The 12121-nt window shown below is 66.4% G+C and carries 12 protein-coding genes; 3 read left to right on the top strand and 9 right to left on the bottom strand.

The window, feature by feature from the left end; all coding sequences use genetic code 11:
- Positions 1–67 precede the first annotated feature (67 nt).
- Together ATJ93_RS09690 and ATJ93_RS09695 are read right to left on the bottom strand one after the other, a co-directional pair.
- Positions 68–313, bottom strand: a complete 246-nt coding sequence (locus ATJ93_RS09690; protein WP_120244450.1) for a glutaredoxin family protein — start codon at positions 311–313, stop codon at positions 68–70.
- 112 nt (positions 314–425) lie between these two features.
- Positions 426–1853: an NCS2 family permease gene (locus tag ATJ93_RS09695; protein ID WP_120244451.1), complete on the bottom strand. Its 1428-nt coding sequence runs from the start codon at positions 1851–1853 to the stop codon at positions 426–428.
- 216 nt (positions 1854–2069) lie between these two features.
- Between ATJ93_RS09695 and ATJ93_RS09700 the strand changes: the two genes are divergently transcribed.
- Positions 2070–2729: a potassium channel family protein gene (locus ATJ93_RS09700; protein WP_120244452.1), complete on the top strand. Its 660-nt coding sequence runs from the start codon at positions 2070–2072 to the stop codon at positions 2727–2729.
- Between the two features lie 302 nt (positions 2730–3031).
- On the opposite strand, the gene ATJ93_RS09705 is transcribed toward ATJ93_RS09700, so the two are convergent.
- From ATJ93_RS09705 to ATJ93_RS09715, 3 genes are all read right to left on the bottom strand, one after another.
- On the bottom strand, positions 3032–4114 hold the full coding sequence (locus tag ATJ93_RS09705) for a DNA methyltransferase (protein WP_120244453.1): 1083 nt from the start codon (positions 4112–4114) through the stop codon (positions 3032–3034).
- Positions 4115–4214: 100 nt separating this feature from the next.
- A complete protein-coding gene (locus ATJ93_RS09710; RefSeq protein WP_120244454.1) occupies positions 4215–4487 on the bottom strand; it encodes a DUF7513 family protein in 273 nt (90 codons plus the stop codon).
- Positions 4484–6055 carry a Na+/H+ antiporter NhaC family protein gene (locus ATJ93_RS09715; RefSeq protein WP_120244455.1) on the bottom strand — a complete coding sequence of 524 codons (1572 nt, stop codon included), beginning with the start codon at positions 6053–6055 and terminating at the stop codon, positions 4484–4486. Before ATJ93_RS09715 ends, ATJ93_RS09710 begins: the two co-directional genes overlap by 4 nt.
- A 195-nt stretch (positions 6056–6250) precedes the next feature.
- Here ATJ93_RS09715 and ATJ93_RS09720 point away from each other — a divergent pair, with 195 nt between their 5' ends.
- Both ATJ93_RS09720 and ATJ93_RS09725 read left to right on the top strand, forming a co-directional pair.
- A complete protein-coding gene (locus ATJ93_RS09720) occupies positions 6251–7252 on the top strand; it encodes a calcium/sodium antiporter (RefSeq protein ID WP_120244456.1) in 1002 nt (333 codons plus the stop codon).
- Between the two features lie 79 nt (positions 7253–7331).
- Positions 7332–8339, top strand: a complete 1008-nt coding sequence (locus ATJ93_RS09725) for a glutathione S-transferase family protein (protein ID WP_120244457.1) — start codon at positions 7332–7334, stop codon at positions 8337–8339.
- Positions 8340–8483: 144 nt separating this feature from the next.
- Here the strand turns inward: ATJ93_RS09725 and ATJ93_RS09730 are convergent, their stop codons facing one another.
- The 4 genes from ATJ93_RS09730 to ATJ93_RS09745 form a co-directional block, all read right to left on the bottom strand.
- Positions 8484–8780, bottom strand: coding sequence for a DUF7535 family protein (locus ATJ93_RS09730; RefSeq protein WP_120244458.1), 297 nt, complete (start codon positions 8778–8780; stop codon positions 8484–8486).
- Between the two features lie 99 nt (positions 8781–8879).
- Positions 8880–9686 (bottom strand): NAD-dependent epimerase/dehydratase family protein, encoded by an 807-nt coding sequence (locus ATJ93_RS09735; RefSeq protein WP_120244459.1) that lies wholly within the window; start codon positions 9684–9686, stop codon positions 8880–8882.
- A 92-nt stretch (positions 9687–9778) separates the two neighbouring features.
- A complete protein-coding gene (locus tag ATJ93_RS09740; protein ID WP_120244460.1) occupies positions 9779–10792 on the bottom strand; it encodes an alcohol dehydrogenase catalytic domain-containing protein in 1014 nt (337 codons plus the stop codon).
- An 80-nt stretch (positions 10793–10872) separates the two neighbouring features.
- Positions 10873–11994, bottom strand: a complete 1122-nt coding sequence (locus tag ATJ93_RS09745) for a GNAT family N-acetyltransferase (protein WP_120244461.1) — start codon at positions 11992–11994, stop codon at positions 10873–10875.
- Between the last annotated feature and the right edge of the window lie 127 nt (positions 11995–12121).

A 12121-nucleotide genomic window follows, 5' to 3' on the forward strand; every position in this document is an offset into this window, starting at 1 on the left:
CGAGACACTCGGCGGTTGAAAGCGGAAAAACGAGAAACCTCAGGCCACGATGCGGAACGCTCGCGGCCTACGCGTACGTCTCCTCGAGGTACTCGACGATGTCGTCGCTTTCGTTCATCCCTTCGACGCCGTTGGCCTCGTCGGTGATGACGGGCACGCCGGTCTGGCCGCTGACTGCCTCGACTTCGGTGCGGTCCTCGTGGGACCGGGGCACCTCGATGACGTCGTACTCGAGGTCGAGTTCGTCGAGTTTCGAGCGGACCTTCGCGCAGTACGGACAGCCGGGGAGTTCGTACATCGTGATGTCAGCCATACCGATTCGTAGCCGCGGAAGACGTATCAGCCCACCGGTCGGCCGAGCGGTTGCCGGTGTCCGGTCCGATTGGGAATCGACTGCTCGACGAATCGCAGGCCGAGAGCCGACGTTAGAACGAGAGCATGCCCGCGTCGACGGCGAAGTACGTCGCGAAGTAGAGCACGAAGGCGATCGCGAGCGCCCACTGGCCGGGCGAGACGTCGTCGGCCTCACCCATGGCGGCTTTGACGACCGGGTAGCTCATGATCCCGGCGGCCAGCCCGTTCGAGATCGAAGCGGTCAGCGGCATGACGGTGATCGTCAGGCCGCCGGCGATCGCCCACGCGGGGTCCTGCCAGTCGATGTCGGCGACGCCCTGGAGCATGATGATCCCGACGACGACTAAGGCGAGGTAGGTCGCGTACTGGGGAATCGCGCTCATCAGCGGCACGGCGAGCAGCGACACCAGAAAAAGCAGTCCGACGACGAGCGCGGTGAAGCCGGTTCGCCCGCCTTCCTCGACGCCGGTCGAGGACTCGATGTAGGTCGTCACCGTCGAGGTGCCGATCATCGCGCCGACGGTGGTGCCGATCGCGTCGGCCATCAGCGGCTTCTCGATCTCGGGGAGGTCGCCGTTCTCGTCGAGGAAACCGCCGATCTGAGAGACGCCGATGAGCGTCCCGGCGGTGTCGAAGAAGTCGACGAAGAAGAACGTGAAGACGACGAGGACGAAGACGAGCGGATCGTCGGTGATCTGTCCGAGTCCGTCGATGAAGCCGGCGATAAGCGGCGTGAAGTCGTACTGAACGCTCGCGATCAGATCGAGGATTCCGCCGCCGGTAATCTGTTGGTACGTGTTGCCGTCGACGAGCGTACCCGGTTCGGCGACGCCGGCGAGGGTGAGCACCCAGCCGGCGATCGCCGTGAGAACGATGCCGATAACGATCGCGCCGCGAACGCCGCGAGCGTGCAGAACGAGCATCACGGCGAGGCCGACGACCGAGAGCGCCGCGACGGCGCTGGTTGCAACGTTCCCCATCGTGACGAGCGTCGCGGGATCCGCGACGACGATCTGCATCTCCTGCAGCCCGAGGAAGAGCAGATAGACACCGATACCGGCTCCGACCGCGAACTTGACGGGTTCGGGGAAGAGTTCGATGATGTACCGGCGGGCCCCGACCGCCGTCAGGATGATAAAGATGATCCCCTCGACGAAGACCGCCGCGAGCGCGACTTGCCACGGGACGCCGAGGCTGAGGACGACGGTGTAGGCGAAGAAGGCGTTTAGCCCCATGCCGGGCGCGAGGCCGAACGGCCTGTTCGCGTAGAACGCCATCACGGAAATGGCGACGACCGACGAGAGGATCGTCGCCACGGCAACCATCTGGAAGATTTCGGGTTGTTCGTAGCCGTCGATCTGGATCGCCTCGCTCAGGATCGCCGGGTTGACGACGATGATGTACGACATCGCCAGAAAGGTCGTAATCCCCGCGATCAGTTCGGTCTCGAGGTCGGTATCGTGTTCATCGAAGCCGAAGTACCGGTCGATAGCCCCCATGTTGGATGCTCGAGCATAGAAACACGGGTTAGTTAAAGGTTCTTGTCCGCGATGGCGCCAAAATTATGCACATCAATGTATAATCAGGACGAACGGAGCCTTGATCGCGACTCGAACTCGACCGGTGCTCGCGGGGTCGAATCGTCGCTGCTGGGGACATCGACTCCGTGCCGGCCGGACGAACGTATTTCACGCCGGAGCGCGTACCGTGGTACCATGAGGTTTGTCATCGTGGGATACGGGCGGGTCGGCTCGCGAACGGCGACCATCCTGGCAGAGGAGGGCCACGACCTCGTCGTCGTCGACAACGATGTCGATCGGACCGACCGCGCCGCCGAGGACGGGTTCGAGACGGTCCTCGGCGACGGTGCGGACGAGGAGACCCTGCTCGAGGCCGGTATCGACGAGGCCGACGCCATCGGCGCGTTCACGCCGGATCTCAACGTCAACTTCGCAGCCTGCATGGTCGGGAAACACCACGGCTGTCGGACGGTCCTGCGGATCGACGAGGACTACCGCGAGGACATCTACGAGAAGTACGCCGAGGACGTCGACGAGATCATCTATCCCGAGCGGCTGGGCGCAGCGGGTGCCAAGACCGCCATGCTCGGGGGCGACTTCAACGTCGTCGCCGACCTCGCGACGAACCTGCAGCTGACCGTCCTCGAGATCGGCGCGGACTCGCCGGCCGTCGGCAAGCGCGTGAGCGAACTCGACCTCCCCGCGTCGGCCCGGGTGTACGCCCATGGTCGCGAGCGCGAGTCGCTGACGATTCCGCTACCGGGCACCGAGCTCGAGGCGGGCGACGAGGTAGCGCTGATCGTCGAGACGGATCACGCCGAGGAGGTCCGGTCGGCGTTGGCAGCGAGCACCTGATCCTGCACGGCGACAGTCGTATCACGCTGTTCACGCTGATTTTCGGCCGGTGACTGCGTCGCTCGAGGAGCGGCGAAAAACGGGAAAGGGAGCAGGATGTCTCGAGGCGCGCTCGGAGTGTGGGGTGGGGTGAGTGCGTGAGTGTGAGTGAGGGATGGGGGTGGAGTCGAACTCCGACTGTCGCGCGCCAGGTGTATCCTTGGCGGGGACCAGCATAAAATCCCGTCAGACGACTGACTGACGGAAGTCAGACGGTGTGACGAACGTCGGACAAGCCCCTCGAAACCGCCGTCAGCGTCGTGCTACTCGTCGTCGACGCGGAAGACGAGGACGTTCTGGTGGACCATCGACGGGACGAACGAGAACGGGTAGCCGTAGACGTGCAGGTCCTTCGTCGGATCGTACCAGATCAGGTTCGCCGCGAGCGTCAGCGGCGCCGAGGACTCGAGGGCCCGCGCGAGGTCGGCCGAGAGGAACTCGTAGGACTGGTCGCGGTACATGTCGCCGATGAAGACGACGACGTGGCCCTCGGGGTCGACGGCGTCGGCGAAGCGGTCGAACTTGGCGGCCATGTCGGCGAGCCACTCGTCTTTGGTCTGGGTTGCGTCATCGTCGTCCGTCCCGGCGTCCTCGATGCCGTCTCCCTCGCTTTCGTCGGTGCCCTCGTCGCCGTCGAACGACCCCAACTTGCTCTCGCGGATCGCCCGCTCGTTGCGCGTCTGCTCGAGTTCGTCCATGTGCCAGTAGGGGACGTCGGTCAGCAGGAGGTCGACGGAGTCGTCGGGGATCTCCTCGATCAGGTCGGCGCAGTCGCCGTGGCGCATGTCCTGAAGTTCGAGGGGTGGCTCGCCCCGGTCGCGGCGCTCCTCGTTTTCGCGTGCCACGACCTCTTCGTAGATCTCTACCCAGCGTTCTGTGCGCTCGAAGCCGATGGCCTCGCGCAGGCCGGTCCCCTCGTGTTCGCAGAAACTTGCGCCCAGGAGGGTGCCACCGACGCCCGCAAAGGGGTCCAGCACGGTGTCGCCGGCCTTGCTGAACCGGCCGATCAGTTCCGCACAGAGCCGCGGTGGTTTCTGCCCGCCGTGCTCGCTGCGCAGGTCGTGCTGGACGTCGGGCGGGTAGCCCTCGGCGATCACCGACTTGGTCGCGTACTTCCACTCCTTGCCGGTGAGGTCGTTGAGCCGATTGCGCTCGTCGTAGATACCTCGTCCCTCGACGTAGCGCTGGTGGTCCGCCAACTCGTCGGTATCGACGAGCTCGCCGTCCTCCACGGGGAGTGACTCGTCGCGCGCCCGCTCGGCGTCGAACTCGCCGTTATCGTCCGTGAACAGCCGGCTCTGGCGGTGGCGACCGTCGTCGCCATCGCTGTCCCCGTCGGTCGTCATATGCTGCGAGTGACCGCGCGACCCCCATAAAGGTGCGTCGCTCGAGGTCGACGATACCACTCGAGCGCGACGGCCGACGAAAAGATAGCCGCGAACTGTCTTAGCCCGTGTAGGAACTCTCGCCGACGACCTCGAGGAACTCGCCGCGGCCGCGTGCGGCGACATCGTCGAAGTCGGTCACGCGAACGCGGACGCGCTTCTCGACGGTTTCCGGCCCGGCACCCTCGATGATCAGGTGCGTGTCGCCGATGTAGGCGTGACCCTCGTCGCTGTTCGATTCGGCGACGAAAATCTCGATTTCGTCGCCTTCCTCGAGCGCGGGTCTGGAGCTGCGGAACCGCCAGCCGCGGAGGTACTTGCCGAAGAGGCTCATACGCGGGCCACCTCCTCGCTCTCGCGGTCGATAACGTACTCGCGGCCGAAGCCGGTCACCGCCGCGATGATGAACACTGCCACGAGCAGCCACCCCTGGAAGACGAACGGCACCACGTCGATCGGGGTGACGAGCATCCCCTGCTCGAACCACTCGTACTGTCCGGGGAGGTCCTGCATCGCCGTGTAGCCGGCGAGCACGCCGCCCGACCACGGGAAGATGTACCCCAGCGCGGCGGTCTGGCCGTCCAGAATGTTCGCGCGGCGGTACCCGTTCAGGTTGAACCGCTCGCCGATCTTCGAAATGTACGGGCCGATCGCGACCTCGGCGGCCGTGTTGATGGTGATGATCGCGTTGATCAACGCGGCGGAGCCGACCATCGTGAGTTCGGCGTTGCGGACGTTCGTCGCGAGGTTCTCGAGCGACCAGTCCAGAATCGCGTCGAACGCGCCGCCGCGGATCATGATCTGGGCCGCGCCGATGATAAACAGGACGAGGATCGATAGCTCGAGGAACCCGGAGACGCCGTTCATCATGCTGCCGGTGACGCCGACCGCGTCCGGCTCGGTGACGACCGTGACGATCGGCAGTCCGGCGAGCGGTTCCGCCAGCGGTGCGTCGGGAGGCGCCTGAAACAGGAGGATATCCGACAGGCTCGTCAGGCCGAAGACGAGGTTGAACGCGATCGCGACGACGATCCCCCACGAGATCGCCTCGACGATGTGGCGGCCGGCGACCGCCGCGCCGATCACGACGAGCATCGAGATGAGGTGGACGAGGCCGATCGGTCGGCTCTCGGCGGCCAGCAGTTGTCTGGCCTGCTCGCCGAGTTCGAGGCCGGCCATCGCCTGGCCGGCGACGACGTAGCCGACGAACGCGACGGCAGCGGCGATGATCACGTACTTGAACCGCGAAGCCACGACGCCGCCGATGTCGGCGTCCTGCGTGACTGCGCTGACGATCGTCGTGTCGCTGACGGGCGCGAGGTTGTCGCCGAAGATCGCGCCCGAGAGGATCGCGCCGAACATGAGGACGGGATTCGCGCCGAGCAACACGCCGGCGGGGAAGAAGAGGCCGACGAACGCGACCGTCGCGCCGTAGCCGGTCCCGATCCCGGTCGTAAACAGCGCCGCGAGAACGAACGTGATCGCGGGGAACAGGGACGCCCCGACGCCGGCAGCGTCGGCGAACCAGACGAGGCCGTCGACGAAGCCGCCGTCCTGGAGCAGTTCGGCGAAGATGCCGGCCCAGATCCAGGCGACGATCGCCGTCACCGCGACGGGTTGTGTCATCCCTTCGAAGATGGTGTTCGCGTACGTTTTCCAGTCCCCGCGGACGAAGAACATCCCGAGGATGAGCCCGATCAAGATGCCGACGATCAACCCACCGGTATCCGAGATTCGCCAGAGGGCGGTCTGGGTGATCGCCCACACGATGAACACGGCGATCGGGAGCGCGCTCATCCCGCGACCACCGTAGAACGTTATCCGCGGTTCGTCGTCGTTCGGGCCCTCCGCGAGCGTCTCCGTCGGATCGTCGCCCGGCGGCCCGTCGCTCGTTGCACTCATAGTCAGATCCAATATCAACAAACTGAACAGCGATTAATAAACGTTTTCGACATCGTTGCGAGTCGTTCGTTCGATTCCGAAGAAACGTGATGCTGACGCGAAGATTGTGGTCCGATATCACCGTCCAAACGCGTGCGGACGAATCGACCAGCTATTTTCAGCGCGGCCCGCGAACGACGAGGCGAGCGATCGACGATGGAACCGGCAGTACTCCTCGACGCGGTTGGAATCGTCGTCGGCGTCCTCGCGCTGTGGCTCGGCGCGCGCTGGCTCGTGGACGCGGCGTCGACCCTCGCGGCCGGCGTCGGCGTCTCGCCGCTCGTGATCGGTCTCACGGTCGTCGCCTTCGGCACCTCCGCCCCCGAAGTCGCCGTCTCCGCGGGCGCGGCGCTCGCGGGACGCGGCGACGTGGCGGTCGGAAACGTCGTCGGCTCGAACGGGTTCAACGTCGCGATCATCCTCGGCATCGTCGCCGTGCTCGCCCCCTTCCGCGTCACCGACGCGTTGCTCCGGCGGGACGCGGTCGCCATGGGCGCGGCGACGGGAATCGGAATCGGCGCGCTCGTCGATCTCCGCGTGACGACGCTCGAGGGGGCCGTTCTCGTCGCCCTGCTCGTCGCGTACCTTCTGGCGCTGTGGGCCTCGGCTCGCGGCGGGACCGAGACGCCGTCGGCGTCCGGGGACGGCAGCGAACGAACCGATGGCGACGAACGCGGGGTTCTCGAGTCCTCGACGACGGCGGCCGATCGTCTCGACCGCCTCCGGAACGCCGCGCGCCTGCTGGTCGGACTGGGGATCGTCGCCTTGGGCGGCCGTCTGCTGGTGTCGTCGGCGACCGCGCTCGCGCTCGACGCGGGCGTCTCGGAGTGGTTCGTCGGGGTGACGATCGTCGCCGCGGGGACGTCGCTCCCGGAACTCGTCACGGCCGTCGTGGCCACTCGGCGGGGCGACGTGGCGATCGCCGCGGGCAACGTCGTCGGCTCGAACGTCTTCAACGTCCTCGGGGTGCTCGGAATCGCCGCGCTCGTCCGCCCGCTATCGGTCGACGGCGCCGCACTCGCCGGTCTGCTGTGGGTCGGTGTGCTGACGCTCGGCGCGACGGTTCTGCTCGCGACCGGCCGTCGGGTCACCCGCCTCGAGGGCCTCGTCCTCCTCGCGGCGGGGACCGGCTACTGGATCGTGACCGCGCTCGGCTGACCGGATCGCGAGCGCAACGCCGGCCCGGTGACACGAGGGTTAGCGAGCGCCTTTGTACTCGCCGCGGCTAGACGTGGCCATGAACATGCTCGTCGACGGCGAGTGGCGAACGGACGCCTACGAAACGACAAACGAGGAGGGCGCCTTCGAGCGCCAGGAGACGACGTTCCGCGACCGGATCGAGGACGATCCCGACGCGCGATTCCAGCCCGAGGCGGGCCGGTACCACCTCTACGTCTCGTACGCCTGCCCGTGGGCTCACCGGACGCTCGTCACGCGGGCGCTGAAGGGGCTCGAGGACGCGATTTCGGTCTCGGTGGTCGACCCCTACCGCGACGAGGACGGCTGGCAGTTCACGCCCGAGAAGGAGGGCTGCACGGTCGATCACGTCCACGATGCGGACTACCTCCGCGAGTTGTACGTGAAGGCGGATCCTGACGCCACCTGCCGCGTAACGGTGCCGGTGCTGTGGGACAAGGAGAAGGACACCATCGTTAACAACGAGTCCAAGGAGATCATGCGGATGCTCGACACCGAGTTCGACGAGTACGCGCAGCGGGACGTCGACCTCTATCCGGAGGGCTACCAGGACGAAGTCGACCGGATCATCGACGAGATCTACGAGCCGATCAACAACGGCGTCTACCGCGCCGGTTTCGCGACCGATCAGGGCCCGTACGACGAGGCCGTCGACGACCTGTTCGCCGCGCTGGACCACTGGGACGAGGTCCTCGCCGACCAGCGCTACCTCGCCGGCGACCGACTGACCGAAGCGGACATCGCGATGTTCACGACGCTCGTTCGCTTCGATAACGTCTACCACACGCACTTCATGTGTAACGTCCAGTACATCCGCGAGTACGACAACCTCTGGCCGTACCTCCGGGACCTCTACCAGACCCCAGGGGTCGCCGAGACGGTGAACATGGACCACATCAAGGAACACTACTACACGACCCACCCGGACGTCAATCCGCACCGGATCGTCGCCCGCGGGCCCGACCTGGACTTCGAGAAACCCCACGACCGCGGCGCCCTACCGAGCGAGCAGCCGGCGGACCTCGCCGCGCCGACGACGGACGACTGAGAAGACGGTCGTAGTCGCCGGCGGAACACGACGGGAAACCGAACCCGTCGTTCCGGCGAACCGCTCGAGACCGAGGACGACGCCACAAGTCGAAACGCCCCGTCGAAAAAGACGACGAAGACGGAAGAAACGAAAATCGACGCGTTACGCTTCGGCTTCCGCCTCGGCTTCGTCCTCGCCGGCGTCCTCGGTCTCGAGCTCCTCCTCGACTTCGTCGGCGGCACCGGCCCGCGGACGGCGGCCGCGCTCGTTGCGCCAGCTTTCGTAGCGCGATTCGACCGGTTCCTCGGCGACGAACGCGCGCCAGAGCACCCACGCCACGACGATGATCGGGAGCACCGGCAGCATGATAACGACGAGAAGCGCCGCCATCACGTACCCGAACGCCGACATCTGGATGTTCGGGACGTAGCCCGTCGACTCGCCCACCTTCGTTGACATACCCGAGGGTACGAACGTCCCGATATTCGGTCTTTCGATCCCTCGAGGGCCGGCGGTGCCGACGGACGCCGTGCCAGCGCTTCGACGGCCGGCGCGCGATCAGCCCGTCTCGAGGCCCTCGCGTTCGGTGTCGGCGTCCGACAGTACCGCCTCGGCGTCGTCCTGCGGCCGATAGCCGAACTCGAGCATCGTTTCCGAGAGCGAGAGGAAGCGCTTCCCGTTGTTCGAGATGCCGTGGGCGGTCAGCGGCGTCCGCGACAGCGTACTGGTTGCAGTCGCCCGGAGCACCCGTCGGCAGTCCTCGGGACTGAGCCACATCGCGCGGGCGTAGCGCTCGCCGGAGGCGTCCCGTTCGGCGACCGTCTGGCGGAGTTCCTCGCGCGTGAGCAGCCAGCCGATGCGGAGGTTGACCACGTCCAGCCCGTGGCGCTTCGCGTAGTAGGAGCCCATCGCCTCGCCGAAGACCTTCGTCACGCCGTAGTAGGTGTCCGGATCCGGTGCATCGTCCGGCCGAACGACCGCGGGCTCGCCGATCGTCGACTCCGGACGGACGCTCGAGACGGCGTTACCCATGTTAACCGCGTGGTTCGAACTCGCGAAAACGACCCGCTCGAGGTCGTTCTCGAGGGCCGCCTCGTAGGCGTTGTAGAGGCCGTCGACGTTCGGATCGTGGACCGCGTCCCACTCGGCTCGCGGATCGGGGTTGGCCGCAAGGTGGATCAGCACGTCCTGGTCGGCGAGGGCGTCGACGAACTCCTCGTACTCGGCGATCTCGAGCGGCGTCGTCTCGAGGTCCTCGGTTTCGCTGTGCGAGAAGAGCGTCAACTCGGCGTCGGTTCCGTCGAAGGCCTCGATCGCTTCCCTGCCGACGTTGCCGGATGCGCCGGTGATCGCGATGTTCGTCATAGGCGCTCGACACCGACCGGGCGGAAATAGGTCGGCCCGGCGCGTTCCGGCGGTCGACTCCAGGCGCAGCAACGTCCGGCTCGAGTGACCCGCTAGGGCTCGACGATCAGCTTCCCGACGCTCTCCCGATCCTGCATCGCGGCGAACGCGTCGCCGGTCTCTTCCAGCGAGAACGTCTCGTCGATTTCGGGCTCGAGCGCCCCGTCGGCGACGAGGTCGACGAGTCGCCGCAGATCGTCCTGCGTCCCCATGGTCGAGCCGACGACGCGCTTGTGGCCGAGGAAGAAGTCGGCGACGTCGATGCTCGAGGTGCCGCCGGCCGTCCGGCCGCAGATGACCATCGTGCCGCCGCGTCGCATCGCGTGCTGGCCGAGTTCGGTGTATTCGCCGCCGAGGTGGTTGATTACGGCATCGGGTGCGCCGATCTCGGCGACCCGCTCGCGGATCTCGTCGACGTCGGTCGACTGAATCCCGTGATCGAGTCCGAACTCTCGAACGCGCTCGAGTTTCGAGTCCGAGGAGGAGGTGCCGACGGTCCGCGCGCCGATGATCTCGGCGAGTTGTACGGTCGCGACGCCGACGCCGCCGGTCGCCCCGGGGACGAAGACGAGGTCGCCGGGCCCGACGTCAGCGCGCCGGAGCATGTGGAAGGCCGTCGTGTAGGCTGTCGGAATCGCCGCGGCGGTCGTCGCGTCTACTCCGTCGGGCAGCGGAACGAGCCGATCCGCGTCGACCCGGGCGGCCTCCGCGAGCCCGCCGTGGTACAGCGAGAAGTTCTCGCACATGTTTTCCGGCCCTTCGCGACAGAACCGGCACTCGCCGCAGGTTTCGTTCGGACAGAGCACGACGCGGTCGCCGGGATCGACGCTCGAGACGCCCTCGCCCACCTCGCGAACGGTGCCGGCGACGTCCAGACCCGTGACGAAGGGGAGATCGCCAGTGTCGACCATCGCCGAGTCGCCCTCGAGGATCCAGAGGTCGTGGCGATTGATCGCACAGGCGTCGACGTCGACGACGGCATCGCCGGCGCCGGGTTCGGGGTCGTCGCGGTCGATCACGCTCACGCCGTCAGGACCGATCAACTCGGTGAAGGCTGCGGCTCGCATCGGGTCGAAAATCGGCTGCGACGCTAAAGGGTCTGGGGACCGCGGCGATCCGCTCGCGCGGCGGCGGGTTCGGTCGACGGTCAGTCGAAGTGGTGCGGCCAGTAGAGCGACCGCCCGGCCCTCACGAGCGGCCAGAGTGGACTACAGCCTCGCTCCCACACGAGGATCGGAATCGGCTGGCCGCCGAAGCCCTCCTTGAATCGGTAGACGCCGTCCTCGAAACTCGCGTTCGTGCTGCCGAGATCGTAGGTCTCGTACCCGTGGTCGAGCCCCCACTGGATCACGGAGTCGTACAGCAGTTCCGACGCGTGGTCGTCGTAGTACTCCCTCGGAATGGCGGCGAAGAACCCGTGGACCGCGTTCCGCTCCTCGTCGAGCAGCTGCAGACAGCCGCCGGCGTACTCGCCATCGATCCGGAGCGTCAGCAACAGGACCCGCGATTCCATCCCGCGTAGCGCCTCGAAGAAGGAGAAGGGATAGATATCGCCGCCGACGCGGTCCATGACGCGACGATACGACTGGTAGAATCGCTCGATGTTGGCTCGCGTGAGTTCCGTCTCGATGATCTCGTGATCCGTCTCTCGGCCCTTCCGGATGCCCCGGCGCCGACCCTTGCTCATGTCGTCTTTGACCGCCTCGTAGCCCCGGCTCAGATCGAGGACGAACCGACACTCGCGACGGTACGGGCGATAGCCCTCCGACCGAAGGGCGTTGTTGTATCGGAGGTAGTCGGTATCGAGGCCCCTGATCTGGTGGACGATCGTGCGACCGGTACAGAGGTCGGGAACGGCGTCGGCGAGCAGCGACAGCGACTCGGCGATGTCGGTCGTGATGACCGGGCCGCCGAATCCCGGGTACGCGGACGAGAGCCGCTGGAACGGCGTCTTCTCGATGTCCACGACGACGTTCGGAAGCAGCCCGATGAGATTGTCATCCTTTTCGACGAGGAGGTGCTTCGCCGGATGGCCGAGCCCGGTCTCGATCGCCTCGAGCCACTCGTAACGGTGGAAGACGCTGCCGCAGCGCGCGCTCCGAACCACGTCGTTCCACCGGGCGCGATCGACGGCCCGGATCGAGTCGACGGCAGTCACCTCGAGGCCCGACTCCGCGTCCGTCTTGACAACCGTTCGCTTCCCTTTCCCCGCCGCCGACTCGTCGCGCCGATCGTACTCCGATCGCCTCGATGCGGTCGCCTGCGCCATTCTGTCTGGTGCGTCCCGGACGGTTCCGTTAAGTTATTTTACGCTACACTGATACGTTTCTGCGCCACGAGCGCCGCTCCGACCGCCCGGCGAAGCGGACGATCGACGGGCCGACGATGATCGCCGC

Origin of the sequence: Halopiger aswanensis (genome assembly GCF_003610195.1) — an archaeon.
GTDB classification, from domain to species: Archaea; Halobacteriota; Halobacteria; order Halobacteriales; family Natrialbaceae; genus Halopiger; species Halopiger aswanensis.